Source organism: Albidovulum sediminicola, assembly GCF_025751575.1.
Lineage (GTDB): Bacteria > Pseudomonadota > Alphaproteobacteria > Rhodobacterales > Rhodobacteraceae > Albidovulum > Albidovulum sediminicola.
Genome location: NZ_JAOWLA010000003.1, coordinates 279,619 through 296,617, shown reverse-complemented (window position 1 = coordinate 296,617; position 16,999 = coordinate 279,619). Strand labels below are relative to the sequence as shown.

The following is a 16,999-nucleotide window of genomic DNA, read 5'->3' as shown; positions in this document are numbered from 1 at the left end:
CAACACACAAACTTGGCAATCGCTCCGACTACGGCTAGGTTCCGCCCGTTTTCAACCGGGCGATTCAAGCCCCGACCACCAAAGGAGCGTGTCATGTTCAAAGGGTCCTTCCCAGCCCTCGTCACGCCGTTCAAGAACGGCGAGCTGGATCTGGACACGCTCAAGAAGCTCGTGGACTGGCATGTGGCCGAAGGCAGCCATGGCCTCGTGCCGGTCGGCACGACCGGCGAAAGCCCGACGCTGTCCCACGAAGAGCATGTCCGCGTCATCGAAGAGGTGGTCAAGGCCGCCGCCGGCCGCATCCCGGTCATCGCCGGGGCCGGGTCGAACTCGACCGACGAAGGCGTCTTCCTGATCCGCGAGGCCGAGCGCGCCGGCGCCGATGCCGCGCTGGTCGTGACGCCCTATTACAACAAGCCCACCCAGCGCGGGCTTTACGCGCATTTCAAGGCGATGCACGACGCCTCAAGCCTGCCCATCGTCATCTACAACATCCCCGGCCGCTCGGTCGTGGACATGACGCCCGAGACGATGGGGGACCTCGCGAAGCTGCCTCGCATCATCGGGGTGAAGGACGCGACCGGCAAGATCGAGCGTGTCAGCCAGCAGCGCGCCGCCTGCGGGGCGGATTTCGTCCAGCTTTCGGGCGAGGACGCGACCGCGCTGGGCTTCAACGCCCATGGGGGTGTCGGCTGCATCTCGGTCACCGCGAACGTGGCGCCCCGGCTTTGCGCCGAGTTCCAGGAGGCGACGCTGCGCGGCGACTACGCCAAGGCGCTGGAATACCAGGACCGGCTGATGCCCCTGCACGAGGCGATCTTTATCGAGCCGGGTCTGTGCGGCGCCAAATATGGCCTGTCCCGCCTTGGCCTGTGTTCGGATGAGGTCCGCCTGCCGCTGACCGGGCTTCTGGACGCCACCAAGGCCCGCATCGACGCGGCCATGCGCCACGCCGGCCTGATCAACTGAACCAGCCGCCCTAGCGGGCCAAACCCATGCTATCCTCCCCCGAAACGGGGAGGATGAGCCATGGGATATGACCGCGAACTGATCTCGAACGGCAACCCGATGGAGGCGGTGGTGGGCTTTTCCCGCGCCGTCCGCGTCGGGCCCTACATCTCAATCGGCGGCACCGCGCCGGTCGGACCGGACGGCAAGACCGTGGGCCTGGACGATGTCGCGGCCCAGACCCGGCGCTGCATCGAGATCATCGAGGATGCGCTGATCCGCGCGGGGTCGGGCCTGCAGGACGTGGTCAGGACGCGCGTGATCCTGACCGACATCACCCGCTGGAAAGAGGCGATCGATGTCCGCAAGGAATATTTCCGCGACATCCGCCCTGTCGACACGATCATGGCCGTCACCCGTTTCGTGAACCCCGAGTGGCTGGTGGAGCTTGAGGTCGACGCGGTCATCGCGGGATGGGGCGACGACCGGGGCTGAGCGCGCCAGAAATCGCGCAGACACAGCTTGGAACCGTGGTAGCCTTATCCCCAGAGCGCGTTCAGCGCCTTTCCCGAGGGGAGAGCTTGCCATGACCGTCTTCACCAGCCCGTTCGGAACGATCCCGCTCAGCGGGCTCACCATCACCCAGCGCGTGTTCCAGGGCCTGACAGAGCGTGACCGCGACGCGATGATCGACGGCCCCACCGGGCGGCGTGTGACGGCGGGGGAGTTGACGGACGGTACCCGTGCCCTGGCGGGCGGCCTGCGCGAACGCGGCATCGGCCCCGGGCATGTGGTCGCGATCATGCTTCCGAACATGCCGGATTATTTCGCCTGCTTCCACGGCACCGCCTGGGCCGGCGCGACCATCACCACGGTCAACCCGGCCTATACCGCCGCCGAACTGCACCACCAGTTGACCGACTCGGGGGCGGAGATCCTGATCACCCTGCCCGCCTTCGCCGAGACCGCCATCGCGGGCGCCGAAAACACCGCCGTGCGGGAGATCTTCACGCTGGGCGAGGCGCCGGGCGCCACGCCCCTGTCCGCGCTTTTCGGCCCCCCGCTGGCCGAGCAGGCCCCGGTCGATGTCGTGAACGACACGCTGGTCCTGCCCTATTCCTCGGGCACGACGGGACTGCCCAAGGGGGTCATGCTGACCCATCGCAACCTTGTGGCCAATGTCGATCAGGCCAACCACGCGCGGCCGATCGAGCCCGGCGAATGGACCGTCGGCTTTCTGCCGTTCTTCCACATCTACGGCATGACGGTGCTCATGAACCTCTTTCTGGGCTCGGGCGGGGGTGTCATCACCATGCCGCGCTTTGATCTGGAGATGTTCCTGAAGCTGATCCGGGACTTCCGCACCAAGCAGGTCTTCGTGGTGCCGCCCGTGGCGTTGGCGCTGGCCAAGCACCCGATGGTCGATCAGTACGATCTTTCGGCGCTCCGCTACGTCTTCTCCGGCGCCGCCCCGCTTGGCGCCCCGCTTTCCGGGGCGGTTGAGGCGCGGTTGGGGGTGCGCTGCGAACAGGGTTACGGAATGACCGAGCTCAGCCCCGTCAGCCACCTGAGCGCCCATGACCGCGGCCGGGCGGGCGCCGTGGGCCAGACCGCGCCCTCCACCGAATGCCGCATCGTCGACCCCGGGACCGGTCAGGATCTTGGCGCCGGGCAGGAGGGCGAGGTCTGGGTGCGCGGCCCGCAGGTCATGAAGGGCTATCTGAACAACCCCGCCGCGACGGAAGAGACGCTTCTGCCCGGCGGCTGGCTCCGGACCGGGGACATCGCGGCCTTCGACAAGGATGGCTACCTGTTCATTCGCGACCGGCTGAAGGAACTGATCAAGGTCAAGGGCTTCCAGGTCGCCCCGGCCGAGGTCGAGGCGGAGCTTCAGTCCTGCCCGGGCGTCGCCGATGCCGCCGTCGTGGGCATCCCCGATGAGGAGGCCGGCGAGCTTCCCGTGGCCTTCCTGGTCCGCGCGCCCGGCGCCAGCGTCGATGCACAGGCGGTCGGCACGCATCTTGCCGCGCGCCTTGCCCATTACAAGCTGCCCGCCGCCTACCACTTCGTCGATGCGATTCCGAAGTCCGCCTCGGGCAAGATCCTGCGCCGCATGCTGAAGGCCGGGCTGGCGGGCTAGGCCAGCTAATATCCCTTTTGGGGAATGGCCGGGGCCGGATGTTGGCGCTACCCCTTGGCTAACCAAGCCGGAGGGACCGATGACACCGCACATGATCCTGACCAATGCCCGCATCCTGACGATGGACCCCCAGCGCCCGCGCGCCGAGGCGATCGCCCTGAGCGGCGAACGGATCGCCGCCCTCGGCGACCGGGCGGAGATCGAGTCCATGGCCGGCCCCGCGACCGAGATCATCGACTGCAACGGCGCGACCCTGATGCCGGGCTTCGTCGAAAGCCACCTGCACCTGGTCCTCGGCGGGACCGAGCTTGCGCATCTGCAACTGACGCATGTGGAGGGCGAGGCCGCGCTGGCCCGCGCCTTTCGTGACTTCGCGGCGGAAAACCCCGGCCAGGCGCTGCTGATGGCGCAGGGCGGGCATTACGCGATGCTCGATCATCCGATGACGCGCCATGACCTTGACCGGATCATTGCCGACCGGCCGATCGCGATCACCGCGCACGATCACCACACCGTCTGGGCGAACACCGCGGCGCTGGAAGCCGCGGGGATCCTGCATGGCGGCAAGACCCCGCCCGGGCACGAGATCGTCCTGGGTCCCGACGGCACCGCCACGGGCGAGCTGCGGGAGTTCGAGGCCTTCGCGCCCGTCGTCGCGATCGGCGGCGAATCCCGCCTGTATCTGGGCATCGCCACGGGGGCCGAACCCGCACCCTGGCCCAGCGAGGCCGAACAGGCCATCGACCGCGCCAAGGCCGCACGCGGGCTGGCCCACGCGGCGCGCCACGGCATCACCTCGATGGTGAACATGGATGGCAACCGCTACACGCTGGAACTCCTGCGCGGCCTTCAGCGCGAGGGCGGGCTAACCGCACGCGTCAGGGTGCCCTTCCACTTCAAGCCGCACATGGACCTGTCAGAGCTTGACCGCGCCGAAGAGATGTCGCGCGATTTCGACGATGACTGGCTGTCGTGCCGCTTCGTCAAGATGTTCATGGACGGGGTGTCGGACAGCCGCACGGCCTACATGCTGAACGACTACCCCGGCCATCCGGGCCACCGGTCAGAGCCGCTGTTCCCCGCCCCCCGCTTCAACGAGATCGCGACCGAGGTTGACCGGCGGGGCATGCAGATCGCCGTTCACGCCATCGGCGACGCCGCCGTGCGCACGACGATCGACGGCTACGAGGCCGCGCGGACGGCCAACGGCGCCCGCGACAGCCGCCACCGGATCGAACATATCGAGGTGATCGACCCGGCCGACGTGCCGCGCCTGGGCGCGCTTGGCATCACCGCCTCGATCCAGCCCGTCCATGCGCCGGGCGCGATGGATTTCGCGCTGCAACCGACGCTCGACACGATCGGCCGCGACCGCTGGAAGGACATGTTCCTGTGCCGCACGCTCGTCGAGGCCGGTGCCCGCATCGCCTTCGCGTCGGACTGGCCGGTCACCGACGTCTCGGTCCTTCGTGGCATTGGCGGGGCGATGACCCGCGCCCCCTATGAGGGGGCGGAGGATCAGCGCATTCCGCTGGCCGACGTGCTGCGCGCCTATACCGCCGACGGGGCTTGGGCCGCGCATTGGGAAAACCTGACCGGCACGCTGAAGCCGGGACTGGCGGCCGATGTCGTCGTGCTCTCAGGCGATATCGAGGCGGTCGCGCCTTCCGAGATCGCCGGGATGCAGGTCAGCCGGACCATCTGCGGCGGCAAGACCACCTACAGCGCGGGCTGACCGCGCGCCGCGGCGGCGCTTATGCGCCGCCGTCGAGCCCTATCATGCGCGCCCGGGTGGCGGCGGCGTCAAGCCCGCGCGAGATCACGTCGGCAAGGCCCAGTGCCTCCATCGCGGTGATCCCGGCGGCCGTCGTGCCCGCGTAATCGACCATCGCGCGCACTTGTTCGGCGGGGCTTGCGTCCGCCTCGTCCATGATCGTGCTGCTGGCCAGAAAGAGCTGCCGGATTGCGCGGGACGCCACCTGCGGGGCGATCCCGCGCGCTTCTGCGTGACGGATCATCGCATCCGCGAAAAGCGCGACGAACCCTGGAACCGGCCCGGTCATCGCGGTGAACTGGTCGATCTGGTCCTCGTCCGTGACCTCGTCGGTCAGCCCCACGGCCCCGAAGATCGCGCGAACGCAGTCCCGGTCCCGCGCCGAAACCGCCTCCGTGGCGAGCCAGGGCGAATAGGCAAGGCGCCGCTCGGCCGCCGGGCTCGACATGGCGCGCACGATCCGCGCCGCGCCGGTCAGGTCCCCAAGCCGGCGGAGCGGAACCCCCGCCATGACGGAGATCACCAGCCGGTCGGGCGCGGCAATGGCGATGGCGCCGGCCTGGGCGGGCGGAACCGACAGGATCACCGTGTCGCAGGCGGCGGCAAGGGCGGCGTTGTCCGCCGTGACCGTCACCCCCGGCCAGGCCGCAAGCGCGGGCGCGCGCCCCGACCGGGCCGAGATCCAGAGGTCTTCCGGTTTCAGCGCGCCCGCCGCCAGCATCCCCCGCGCGATGGCGCTGCCCAACTGGCCATTGCCGCCGATGATTCCAACCTTGCCTTCGATCGCCACCGCCGCCTATCTCCTCCGCTTCACTTCGATCTGACTGAGCCGGATGTGGCGCAGGGCCTCCACCAGCATGGCGGTCAGGAGCCCCATGTTCAAAAGCCCGTTCGCCGCCGCCATGCCCCCCAGCAAACGCCATTGGTGCGGCAGCAGGATATCGCCAAACCCCAGCGTCGTGAAGGCAACGAGCGAAAAGTAGACCGAAGCCTCGATGGTGATGAAAATCCCCAAGGCCCAAAGCGCCAGCGCCCAGATCCAGACCCCCGCCGTCACCATCCCCAGCACCCACAGCGCCGCCACCGCAAGCACCAGCGCCAGCTTCGGGCGATGCGGCTCCTTCACCAGCCAGTCGTGATGGCGGACCAGAAGCACTTCGAACCCCCAGAAGGCCAGCCCCGACACCAGGACCGAACACAGCATCAGGGCCGTACCCAGCGCGATCTGTATGAACATGGCCGCCCCTTCGCTTGCGCCCGCCGCCCGGGACGCTGTGGGCGATGTTAGCCCAGGATCGGTCGGGCGCAACGGGGCGCGATGCCCCACGCCCCTTGGGCCGCGCCCCAACGCCCATCTGGACTTGTCCGCGCCGCTCGCCTATCTCGGGCGGATCATGGCCCAGAAATCCGACCCGAATTACAAGATCATCGCCGAAAACCGCCGCGCGCGGTTCGACTACTTCATCGAAAGCGATATCGAGGTCGGAATCGTCCTGACCGGGTCCGAGGTCAAATCCCTGCGCACCGGCCAATCGAACATCGCGGACAGCTATGCCTCGGTCGAGGGGGGCGAACTGTGGCTGATCAACAGCTACATCGCCGCCTATAAGGAGGCCGGCGTCTTCGGCCATGAGGAACGCCGCCGCCGCAAGCTCCTGGTGTCCAAGCGCGAACTGTCACGGCTCTGGCAGGCCGTGGGTCGGGAGGGCATGACGCTCGTGCCGCTGGTCATGTATTTCAACCACAAGGGCAGGGTGAAGCTGAAGATCGGCGTCGCCAAGGGCAAGAAGGTCGCCGACAAGCGCGCGACCGAGGCCAAGCGCGACTGGAACCGGCAAAAGCAGCGGCTGCTGAAACAGGGCAGCTGACGCTTTGAGCGCACAAAGGGCCGTGCTATCGTTCCCGACGCTTGCCCGGGGTACGTCCACATGACCACAGAACTGCCGAGCCGGTCCGCCGTCTATGAGGGGCCGCTAACCAAATCGTCCATCTGGGAGCGGTTCTCAGTCCGGCCGGATGACGTGATCGTCTCCACCCCGCCCAAGAGCGGTACGACCTGGGCCCAGATCATCCTCACCAGCCTGATCGCGGGGCGAGCACTCAGCCCGCTTGAGATGAGCAAAAGCTCGCTCTGGCTCGACGGGGCGCTGTTCGATCCCGATGACTGCAAGGCCCAGCTGGATGCGCAGGCCTTCCGGCGTTGCATCAAGAGCCACACGCCGCTGGACGGGATCACCTATGATCCGCGCTGCACCTACATCGTGGTCTACCGTCACCCGCTGGACGTGCATTTCTCCATGCGCCACCATGCCGCCCACATGAAAAGCGATGCGATGCGGGTGCGCTACCCCGACGATCCGCGCCTCGCGTTCCGCATGTTCCTGGAGGACGAGCTTTACAACGGGTCCAGCGACGCGCTCGATCTGCACTCGATCGCCTATCACTACCGATCCTTCAAGCGGTGGGAACATCTCGGCAATATCCATTTCTTCCACTATGCCGACATGGTGGGGAACCTGCCCGACACGGTCCGGCAGATGGCCCGCATCCTTGGCATGGACGTGCCCGCGCCCCAGATCGCGGAGATCGTCGAGGGCGCCACCTTCGCAAATCTCAAGAAGGCGGCAACGGCGGCGGACCAAGCGTCGGACAGCCCTGAGTTCTACCTGGGCGCCAAGTTCTTCAACAACGCCACCTCGCGGAAGTGGGAGGGTGAGCTTTCACAGGCCCAACTGGCCGCCTTCGAGGCGCGGATGCGCGCGCTTCTGCCTGAGGACGATATCGCCTGGCTGCTTTGGGGGTCCCGGGGTCACGCCTAAACAGGACCCCGGCAGGCCGGTTGCCCGTCATTCGGCGGCGCGGGGCACAAGCGGCGGGGCGACATCGGCCGGGATGGGGCAGACATAGGGTTCGCGTGCCAGCTTTTCGGCGTGCTCGGCTTGGGCCTGCTTCAGCAGCGCGCCATCCTGAAACAGCTTCTCGGCGCAGCGCGCCATGGCCTTGGCGACGTGAACCATACCCTTGTGGGCTGCCGGCGCCTTGCCCTGCGCGGTGATCTGCCAGCTATGGGCCGGCGTTCCGATCGCATGGGTCGCGGCCAGCACCTGCACCAGCGGCACCGCCCAGCTGACGTCGGCGACATCGGTCGAGCCGATCATCACCTCGCCCTTGGGATAAAGCCCGACGACGTAGTCGCAAAGCGGCTCGTCCCGGCGCGGTGCCATGCCGACACGGCGGTAGGGCTGGGTCAGGTCGGCCTCGGACAGCGTGGCCTGGATGCGGGCGGCATAGGCGCGGTCGGCCGCGTCAAAGGGCACGCCGCCCAGCTCGTCGAGCGCCGATTGCATCGTGCGTTCCATCACGCCGTTGCCAAGCATGTTGGAGACGGCGGAAAAGACCTTCATCTCGACCGTGGTGCCGGTCATCAGGGCAGCGCCGCGCGCCACGTCCTTCACCCGCTCGACGATGGACAGCATGTCGGCGAGGCGCAGCGCGCGGATCGAATAGCGCACCTTGGCGCGGGCCTGAACGACGTTCGGCGCGCTGCCCCCGGCCTCCAGATAGGCGTAATGGATACGGGCGTCCTGCGGGACATGCTCCCTCAGGTAGTTGACGCCGACCGAGGTCAGTTCGACCGCGTCAAGCGCCGAACGCCCCAGATGCGGCGAGGCGGCGGCATGGGCGGCGCGGCCGGTAAAGGTGAAATCCATCCGCGTGTTGGCAAGGCTCAGCGCATCGTCCACCCGCGTCATGCAATCGGGGTGCCAGGTGATCGCGGCATCCACATCCGCAAAACACCCCGCGCGCACCATGAAGGTCTTGGCCGCGCCGCCTTCCTCGGCCGGGCAGCCATAATAGCGCACCCGCCCGGGCGTGCCGGTTTCGGCCAGCCAGTCCTTCAGCGCCGTGGCGGCGAGCAGGGCCGCCGACCCCAGGAGGTTGTGGCCGCAGCCATGGCCGTTGCCGCCAGGCTCCAGCTCTTCGGGGTAGTCGATGCCGGCGACCTGGCTGAGCCCGGGCAGCGCGTCGTATTCCCCCAGGATCGCGATCACCGGGCCGCCTTCGCCCGCCTCGCCCATGACCGCCGTGGGGATCCCGGCGAGGTTTTCCGTCACTCGGAACCCTTTCTGGCGAAGCAGCGCGGTGTGTTCCGCGCAGGACTGGTATTCGTTGTAAAGCGTCTCGGGCATCGCCCAGACCCGGTCCGACAGACCGATCAGATCCGGCCCATGTGTCTCGACCAGCCCCCAGATCGCATGTTCGTTGCGCATGTCTGCCTCCGCGTGACGTGTCGCGCCATAAATGACCCGCGCACGCGCCGCGCGCAAGCGGCCGGCAAAGTGTCCTTGCACGGTCCCGCCCCGACCAGTATCTCGGAGGGGACCGGAGACAAGGGGGATGATCATGGCCCAGAACGATCCCAGGACGCTCGTTTCGACCGACTGGCTTGAGGCGCATCTGAAGGATCCTGACCTGCGGATCCTCGACGCGTCCTGGTACCTTCCCGAAGCGGGGCGCGACCCGAAGGCCGAATACAGGACCGCCCATATCCCCGGCGCGCGCTTCTTCGACGTGGACGAGATCACCGACCAGCGCTCCTCGCTGCCGCATATGGCGCCGCCGCCCGAAAAGTTCATCAGCCGGATGCGCGCGATGGGCGTGGGCGACGGGCACCAGGTCGTCGTCTACGATGGGGCGGGGCTCTTTTCCGCCGCGCGGGTCTGGTGGACCTTCCGCCTGATGGGCAAGACCGATGTCGCCGTCCTGGACGGCGGCTTTCCCAAGTGGCAGGCCGAGGGGCGCCCGGTCGAGGACATGCCGCCGATCCTGCGCGACCGCCACATCACCGTCAGCCGCCAGGCGCATATGATCAAGGACGTGACCCAGGTCGCCGCAGCCGCCAAGCTTGGCGATTACGAGATCATCGATGCCCGCTCGGCCGAGCGTTTCCGCGGCGAGGCGCCGGAGCCGCGGCCCGGCCTGCGCTCGGGCCATATCCCCAATTCGAAGAACGTGCCCTACAGCCGGCTGCTGAATGCCGACAAGACGATGAAATCGCCGATTGAGTTGCGCGGCATCTTCGAGGAGGCAGGGGTGGATCTGCGCAAGCCGGCGATCACCTCCTGCGGGTCGGGTGTCACTGCCGCGATCCTTGACCTGGCGATGGAACGGATCGGCAAGAACGATCACGCGCTTTACGACGGCTCCTGGGCGGAATGGGGCATGTACGGCGACCTGAAGGTCGCGAAAGGCTAGGAGTTTCCCGATGTTCGCCAACCTGAAACCGCAACCCGCGGACAAGATCCTGCAACTGATCGGCCAGTTCAAGGCAGACCCGCGCGCCGACAAGATCGACCTGGGCGTGGGCGTCTACAAGGACGCGACCGGCCTGACGCCGGTCATGCGCGCCGTCAAGGCCGCCGAAAAGCAGCTTTGGGAAACCGAGAAGACCAAGGCCTATACCGGCCTTGCCGGAGAACCCGAATACAACGCCGCCATGGCCGAGTTGGTGCTGGCCGGGACGGTGGGCGCCGACCGCATCGCATCGGTCGCAACCCCGGGCGGGACGGGCGCCTGCCGCCAGGCGTTCGAGCTGGTGCGGCTGGCCAACCCCGGCGCGGCGGTCTGGGTATCCGATCCGACCTGGCCCAATCACCTGACGATCCTGAACTACCTTGGTATGCAGATGCGCCCCTACCGCTACTTCGATGCGGAAACGCGCGGCGTCGATTTCGCGGCGATGATGGAAGACCTGGCCGGGGTGCAGGCGGGCGACGTGGTGCTGCTGCACGGCTGCTGCCACAACCCGACCGGCGCGAACCTGACCCTGCCCGAATGGCAGGCGGTGGCCGAGCTTCTGGAACGGACCGGCGCCATCCCGATGATCGACATCGCCTATCAGGGCTTCGGCGACGGGCTCGATGCCGATGCGGCGGGTGTGCGGCTGATCGCGGGGCGCCTGCCCGAGGTTCTGATCGCGGCCTCCTGCTCCAAGAACTTCGGCATCTACCGCGAGCGCACCGGCGCGCTGATCGCGCTTTCCGATCCGGCCCGGCGCGAAGTCACGCAAGGCACGCTCGCCTTCCTCAACCGGCAGAACTATTCCTTCCCGCCCGATCACGGCGCGCGGCTGGTGACGATGATCCTGAGCGACCCCGCCCTGCGCGCCGACTGGCAGGCAGAGCTTGAGGAGGTGCGGCTGGGCATGCTCGCCCTGCGCGAGCAACTGGCACAGGAACTGCGCGCGCTGTCGGGCTCCGACCGCTTCGGCTTCATCGCCCAGCATCGCGGCATGTTCTCGCGCCTGGGCGCAAGCCCGGAACAGGTGGAGCGCCTCAGGACCGAACACGGGATCTACATGGTGGGCGATTCGCGGCTGAACATCGCGGGGCTGAACACCAAGACCGTGCCGATCCTCGCCCGTGCGATCCTCGCCGTCGGGATCTGAGCCGCCAGACGCCGCCAAGAAGCGCTCCCTGACCGAGGGGCTCGATGCTGTCGCCCCGGCGACGACGGCCATGGCACCCGCAGTGGCGCCGCTTTATTTAGTGCCGAGAAAACCGAGGGCGGCCCCGGAAACCGGAGCCGCCCTGGCAGCCCGCGCCAGGCGGGCCTGAGACCGCATCAGGCGTGGTAGGCGCTTTCGCCGTGCGACGTCAGGTCGAGGCCACGGCGTTCGTCATCGGCGGAGACACGCAGCCCGATGGTCTTGTCGACGATCAGGTAAAGCACGGCCGAGACCACGGCACACCAGACGATGGTGATGGCAACGGCTTCGATTTGGATCCAGGTCTGCCCGGCGATGGAGTAGTCATCGCCACCCGTGCCCCCAAGCCCCGGCGCCGTGAAGATGCCGGTCCCGATGGCCCCGAGGATCCCGCCGATGCCATGGATGCCGAAGACATCAAGGCTGTCGTCATAGCCGAACTTGTTCTTCACGACCGCGACGAAGAAGTAGCAGGCCGAGGACGCCAGGGCGCCCAGAACGATCGCGCCGACGGGACCGACCGAGCCCGCCGCCGGGGTAACGGCAACCAGACCCGCGATCATGCCCGAGGCCGCGCCCAGCATGGAGGCCTTGCCGCGCAGCACCGCTTCCAGCAGCGCCCAGGCGAGGATCGCGCCAGCGGTCGCGGTGAAGGTGTTGATCATCGCCAGCGCGGCGCCGCCGTTGGCCTCAAGGTTGGAGCCTGCGTTGAAGCCGAACCAGCCGACCCACAGGATACCCGCGCCGACCAGCGTCAGCGTCATCGAGTGCGGCGCCATCATGTCCTTGCCAAGCCCGATGCGGGGCCCGACGAAAAGCGCGCCGATCAACGCCGCGATCCCGGCGTTGATATGCACGACCGTGCCGCCCGCGAAGTCGAGCGCACCCATGTTGAAGATCAGGCCGGAGGCGTCCCAGACCATATGCGCGACCGGGAAGTAGACCAGCGTCACCCAGAGCGCCGAAAAGAGCATCACCGCGCTGAACTTGATCCGCTCGGCAAAGGCGCCGACGATCAGGGCGGGCGTGATCGCTGCGAAGGTCATCTGGAAGGCGATGAAGATATATTCCGGGATGACCACGCCATCGGTGAAGGTCGCGGCCATGCTGTCGGGCGTCACGCCCGCGAGGAACAGCTTGCCCAGACCGCCCCAGAAGGCGCCGGTGCCGCCGCCGAAGGCAAAGGAGTAGCCGTAGACCACCCAGATCACCATCACCATCGCGGCGATCATCGTGCACTGCATCAGCACCGAGAGCATGTTCTTGGTGCGCACGAGGCCGCCATAGAACAGCGCCAGGCCCGGCACGATCATGAAGAGTACAAGGACGGTGGCAAGCAGCATCCACGCCACATCGCCCTTGTCCATGACAGGCTCGGCGTCCTGCGCATAGGCGGGCGCAGCGGCAAGCAGAGCGGCCGCGAGCCCCGAGAATTTCGTCAGTTTCATCATGGTTTTCCGCTTTCGTTGGGGTTTGGGCCTAGAGCGCGTCGTCGCCGGTTTCACCGGTGCGCACGCGCTGCACTGCCTGAAGATCCAGAACGAAGATCTTGCCGTCGCCGATCTTGTCGGTGCGGGCGGTCTTGGCGATGGTCTCCACGACCTCGTCCGCGATCGCGTCGGTGACCGCGATCTCCAGCTTCATCTTGGGGACGAAGTTCACGGCGTATTCGGCGCCGCGATAGATCTCGGTATGGCCCGACTGGCTTCCGAAGCCCTTGATCTCGGACACCATCATGCCGCGCACGCCGATGGCCGTCAGCGCCTCGCGCACTTCCTCGAGTTTGTACGGCTTGATTGCCGCGATGATCAGTTTCACGTCTCCCTCCTTGGCTGGAACGGGGTCCTGTCCGGGACCGACAGGGAGATCGGAGATTCTGCGGCGCAGCAATTCAAGCGCGCACAAGGAGTCCGAAGGCGCCCAGACAGCGTAAAACACAAACAATTGGCGTTTTTTTGAACATTTGCCCATTTCATAGGCGAGCAAAAAACAGCCGATGGCTTTGGCGCTCTCCACATTTCCCGGGGCTGAGGCTATGTTCCCCGAAAATCAGGCAGGCATCGGACGGACAGAAGATGAGCTCAAAGGGCGGACGGCGATCGCCATTGGTCGCCGACAAGCGGTACGGCAAGGAGCCGCCAAAGCCGAAGGCCGCGGCGCCGAAGCGCACGCCCGCCAAGCGTCGGCGCAAGCGGTCGAGCTGGCCCGTGCGCCTCGTCACCGGCACGGTCGGTTATTTGAGCCGGACGCTCTGGGCGATTTCCTGGCGCGTGGGTTTCGTCGTGGCCAGCGTCCTGGCGCTGGCGACGCTCTACTTCTACGCCCAGCTTCAGCCGCTCGGCGCCTATGTCGACGCGCGCACCAAGGGCTCGGTCACGCTTCTCGACCGGGACGGGCAGGTCTATGCTTGGCGCGGCGAAACCTTCGGCGGCCAGATCGACGCGGCCTCGGTCTCGCCCTACCTGAAGAACGCCGTCGTCGCGACCGAGGACAAGCGTTTCTACGGCCATCTGGGCATCAGCCCACGCGGCATCGCCGGGGCCATCCGCATCAACCTCGCGGAAGGGCGCGGGCCGCTTGAGGGCAATGGCGGCTCCACCATCACCCAGCAGGTCGCGAAGCTTCTGTGCCTGGGCGTCGCATACGACCCGTCGGTCTGGAAGTCGGAAGGCGATTACGAGGACGACTGCCGCCGGGGCGGCGTCTGGCGCAAGATCAAGGAAGTGCCCTTCGCCCTCGCGCTGGAGGCGAAGTTCAGCAAGGACGAGATCCTGACGCTTTACCTGAACCGCGCCTATCTGGGCGCCGGCGCGCGCGGTTTCGAGGCCGCCGCCCAACGCTACTTCGGCAAATCGGCCAATTCCGTCGATCCCGCGGAAGCCGCGATGCTCGCCGGTCTGCTCAAGGCCCCCACGCGCTACGCCCCCACCGCCAACCTGAAGCGGTCCCAAGACCGGGCGGCGGTGGTTCTGGGCCTGATGCACGATCAGGACTACCTGACGGACAAGGAGTACAACCAGGCGATGGCCCAGCCGGCGCGGCTGTCCAAGGCAGCCGCCGCGCGCGCGGGCGGGTATTTCGCAGACTGGGTGATGGAGTCTGGCCCGGCCTTCCTGACCTCGGACACCACCGAGGACGTGATCATCCAGACCACGCTCGACCAGAGGATCCAGAAATCCGCGGAGGAGGCGCTGGCGCAGATCTTCTCCAACCGGCTCAAGGCGGGGTCCAAGGCGCAGGCCGCCATCGTCGTGATGAGCGCGGACGGCGCGGTCCGGGCGATGGTGGGCGGGCGCGACGCGCAGGCGAACGGCGCCTTCAACCGCGCGACACAGGCGAAGCGCCAGACCGGCTCGACCTTCAAGCCCTTCGTCTATGCCGCAGCGCTCGACATGGGATGGAACCTCAACACCATCGTCGAGGATGCGCCACTGACCATCCACGTCCCCGGTTCGGGCGACTGGTCGCCCAAGAACTATGAGCGCGACTATCGCGGCCCGATCACACTGACCCAGGCGCTGGCCCATTCGGTCAACACCGCGACCGTGCGCGTGTCCGAGGCCGTCGGCCGCGATGCCGTGCGCGGCGTCGCCAACAACTTCGGCTTCGAGGCCGATCTGGCCGAAGGCCCAGCGCTGGCCCTTGGCGTGTCGGAGACGACGCTGCTGGAGATGACGGGCGCCTATGCGGGGATCCTGAACGGCGGCACCTCGGTCCGGCCTTACGGCATGCTGGAGCTGCGCCTGCGCGGCGAGGATACGGCCCTTGCCGGACAGGAAGGCGGCCTGGGGGAACGCGTGATCTCGGAAGAGGCGGCGCGCGAACTGACCTACATGATGCATCAGGTGATCGAAAGCGGCACCGGGCGGCGCGCCCGGCTGGAGGGCCGGCAGGCGGCGGGCAAGACCGGCACGACCCAGGCCGCGCGCGACGCATGGTTCATCGGGTTCACCGCCGATTACGTGACCGGGGTCTGGATGGGCTACGACGACAACACGCCCCTGACCGGCGTCACCGGGGGCGGTCTGCCTGCCGAGATTTGGCACGAGGTCATGGTGCGGGTCGAAGACGGCCTGCCTGCGCGGCCGCTGCCAATGGCGAACCCGGTCGATTACCCGGCCGAACCGGTGTACGAGACCTATGCGCCGGGCGCCCCTGCGACCGGACGCGGCCAAGGCCGCCCGCGACCGTCGAACCCGGAGGGATTCCTTGTCGATCTTCTGGGAGCGATCCTGCGCGGCGGCAACTGAGGCCGCCGCTGCGGGGCGGTCGCTGCGGGGCGTTCAGCCCGCCCGCTTCAACGCGGCGGTCAGCGCCGGGATCGAGCCCTTCGCCTGGTCGAGCATGGCGCCGATCTCGGCCCGCTCGGTCGCGAGCATGTTGACGCCTTCGATGATGATGTTGAAGAACAGGTCCTTGCCGGACTTGTCGAACACATGCCAGCGCACGTCGAAGGGGCTCTGGCCCTTGAGTTTCGCCACCGACACGACCTCATAGAAGCTCTTGATCGGCCGGGCGTCCGTCACCTGGATCTGGCTGCCGATGAACTCGCGGAAGCGCTTGCCGTACTTGCGGGCGATGTAGCCCTGGAACGCGGCCGTATAGGCGGCCAGGTCGGACTTGGACGCCGCCCGCCCCGCCGGGCCCAGCGCGCTTTGCGAGATGTAGCGCACATCGGCGTAGCGGGCGAAGATCCGCTCGAACTCCCGGATCATGGCGCTTTCGTTCTTGCCCGAGGCGATGACCGCATTGATGTCGCCCACAAGCTTGTCGACCAGCGTGCGCGCCTCGTCGACGTTCAGCGCGGCGGCGGGCAGACCCGCCACCGACAAGGCAAACCCGCCCGCAGCAGCAGCCAGGAGCCCGCGGCGGCTCAGACCATCATTGACCATAGGGATCCTCGTAAGGGTCGATGACATAGATATCCTCGCCAAGTTCATAGCGACGATTCTGAAGATATATGATCCGCGCCTGAGCGTAACCATCAGCGCTTTCATAAAGAATTGATTCGACAAGATCGGCGTTAACCTGCCGAGAGGCGGCGGAGGACGCGGCCGCCGCAACCAGCGCATAGGACGATTCCGGGCGCGGCAGCAGCACGTTGAGCGGATCAAGCACGAGGTCGACCACGAAGCCCACCGCGTCGCGTTCGGTCGACGGGCCGATGATCGGAATCACGATGTAGTCGCCCTCGCCCGATCCCCAGACCGCGAGCGTTTCGCCGAAGTCGGTTTCGTCCTTCTCGATCCCCATGGCCGTCGCGGGATCGAAGAGGCCGCCGATCCCCACGGTCGTGTTGATGACAAAGCGCAGCGTCGTCTCGATCGCGGGCTTGGGCTTGCCTTGCAGCACGCGGTTCACCACGTCACCCGGCGCCGCGAGGTTCGAGGCGAAGTTGATGAAGCCCTTGGCAAGCGGGCGCGGGAAGGTCGGGATGATCCCCTTCTGCTTTCCGTCGCCGAACAGGGTCCGGTCGATTTCCACGTTGGTGTCGTGAACGCCGCGGTTCTTCGCCTCATAGGGGTCGCTGAACTCGGCCCCTTCGGGCAATTGCGCGCAGCCTGCAAGAAGCCCCGCAGCCGCGATCAGGCCAAGGGGCGCGACGCGAAAGTTACTGGACATGAAACCTGACACCGGAAAGATCCTGACC

16 protein-coding genes are annotated in these 16,999 nt (G+C 67.2%); 9 read left to right on the top strand and 7 right to left on the bottom strand.

From position 1 onward, the window contains the following. Positions 1-93 precede the first annotated feature (93 nt). The 4 genes from dapA to OE647_RS05200 all read left to right on the top strand — a co-directional run bounded on the left by dapA (position 94) and on the right by OE647_RS05200 (position 4,823). Positions 94-969 (top strand): 4-hydroxy-tetrahydrodipicolinate synthase, encoded by an 876-nt coding sequence (dapA, locus tag OE647_RS05215; protein ID WP_263720611.1) that lies wholly within the window; start codon positions 94-96, stop codon positions 967-969. A 60-nt stretch (positions 970-1,029) separates the two neighbouring features. Further along, the gene (locus OE647_RS05210) at positions 1,030-1,443 is read left to right on the top strand and encodes a RidA family protein (RefSeq protein WP_263720610.1); all 414 of its coding nucleotides are present in this window, start codon (positions 1,030-1,032) and stop codon (positions 1,441-1,443) included. Between the two features lie 91 nt (positions 1,444-1,534). Then, the gene (locus tag OE647_RS05205) at positions 1,535-3,088 is read left to right on the top strand and encodes an AMP-binding protein (protein WP_263720609.1); all 1,554 of its coding nucleotides are present in this window, start codon (positions 1,535-1,537) and stop codon (positions 3,086-3,088) included. Positions 3,089-3,167: 79 nt separating this feature from the next. Then, positions 3,168-4,823: an amidohydrolase gene (locus tag OE647_RS05200; RefSeq protein WP_263720608.1), complete on the top strand. Its 1,656-nt coding sequence runs from the start codon at positions 3,168-3,170 to the stop codon at positions 4,821-4,823. Between the two features lie 19 nt (positions 4,824-4,842). On the opposite strand, the gene OE647_RS05195 is transcribed toward OE647_RS05200, so the two are convergent. Together OE647_RS05195 and OE647_RS05190 are read right to left on the bottom strand one after the other, a co-directional pair. Then, on the bottom strand, positions 4,843-5,652 hold the full coding sequence (locus OE647_RS05195) for a pyrroline-5-carboxylate reductase family protein (protein ID WP_263720607.1): 810 nt from the start codon (positions 5,650-5,652) through the stop codon (positions 4,843-4,845). A gap of 6 nt (positions 5,653-5,658) precedes the next feature. After that, entirely contained in the window at positions 5,659-6,099 is a 441-nt protein-coding gene (locus OE647_RS05190) for a potassium channel family protein (RefSeq protein WP_263720606.1), read from the bottom strand. Positions 6,100-6,256: 157 nt separating this feature from the next. On the opposite strand from OE647_RS05190, the gene smpB reads away from it, so the two are divergent. Both smpB and OE647_RS05180 read left to right on the top strand, forming a co-directional pair. Further along, positions 6,257-6,730, top strand: coding sequence for an SsrA-binding protein SmpB (smpB, locus tag OE647_RS05185; RefSeq protein WP_263720632.1), 474 nt, complete (start codon positions 6,257-6,259; stop codon positions 6,728-6,730). 60 nt (positions 6,731-6,790) lie between these two features. Next, the gene (locus OE647_RS05180; protein ID WP_263720604.1) at positions 6,791-7,681 is read left to right on the top strand and encodes a sulfotransferase domain-containing protein; all 891 of its coding nucleotides are present in this window, start codon (positions 6,791-6,793) and stop codon (positions 7,679-7,681) included. A gap of 27 nt (positions 7,682-7,708) precedes the next feature. Here the strand turns inward: OE647_RS05180 and OE647_RS05175 are convergent, their stop codons facing one another. Next, entirely contained in the window at positions 7,709-9,133 is a 1,425-nt protein-coding gene (locus OE647_RS05175) for an amidohydrolase (RefSeq protein WP_263720603.1), read from the bottom strand. A gap of 133 nt (positions 9,134-9,266) precedes the next feature. Between OE647_RS05175 and sseA the strand changes: the two genes are divergently transcribed. Both sseA and OE647_RS05165 read left to right on the top strand, forming a co-directional pair. Next, complete coding sequence (sseA, locus tag OE647_RS05170) at positions 9,267-10,118, top strand: 3-mercaptopyruvate sulfurtransferase (protein ID WP_263720602.1); 852 nt, start codon at positions 9,267-9,269, stop codon at positions 10,116-10,118. Between the two features lie 10 nt (positions 10,119-10,128). Then, complete coding sequence (locus OE647_RS05165) at positions 10,129-11,310, top strand: amino acid aminotransferase (RefSeq protein ID WP_263720601.1); 1,182 nt, start codon at positions 10,129-10,131, stop codon at positions 11,308-11,310. Positions 11,311-11,486: 176 nt separating this feature from the next. Here OE647_RS05165 and OE647_RS05160 read toward each other — a convergent pair whose 3' ends face one another. Then, on the bottom strand, positions 11,487-12,800 hold the full coding sequence (locus OE647_RS05160) for an ammonium transporter (RefSeq protein WP_263720600.1): 1,314 nt from the start codon (positions 12,798-12,800) through the stop codon (positions 11,487-11,489). Between the two features lie 28 nt (positions 12,801-12,828). Next, on the bottom strand, positions 12,829-13,167 hold the full coding sequence (locus OE647_RS05155; protein WP_263720599.1) for a P-II family nitrogen regulator: 339 nt from the start codon (positions 13,165-13,167) through the stop codon (positions 12,829-12,831). Between the two features lie 257 nt (positions 13,168-13,424). On the opposite strand from OE647_RS05155, the gene OE647_RS05150 reads away from it, so the two are divergent. Then, positions 13,425-15,599 carry a transglycosylase domain-containing protein gene (locus OE647_RS05150; protein ID WP_263720598.1) on the top strand — a complete coding sequence of 725 codons (2,175 nt, stop codon included), beginning with the start codon at positions 13,425-13,427 and terminating at the stop codon, positions 15,597-15,599. A 33-nt stretch (positions 15,600-15,632) separates the two neighbouring features. Here OE647_RS05150 and OE647_RS05145 read toward each other — a convergent pair whose 3' ends face one another. Next, positions 15,633-16,241: an MlaC/ttg2D family ABC transporter substrate-binding protein gene (locus OE647_RS05145; protein ID WP_263720597.1), complete on the bottom strand. Its 609-nt coding sequence runs from the start codon at positions 16,239-16,241 to the stop codon at positions 15,633-15,635. Then, on the bottom strand, positions 16,231-16,971 hold the full coding sequence (locus OE647_RS05140) for an MlaA family lipoprotein (protein ID WP_263720596.1): 741 nt from the start codon (positions 16,969-16,971) through the stop codon (positions 16,231-16,233). Before OE647_RS05140 ends, OE647_RS05145 begins: the two co-directional genes overlap by 11 nt. Between the last annotated feature and the right edge of the window lie 28 nt (positions 16,972-16,999).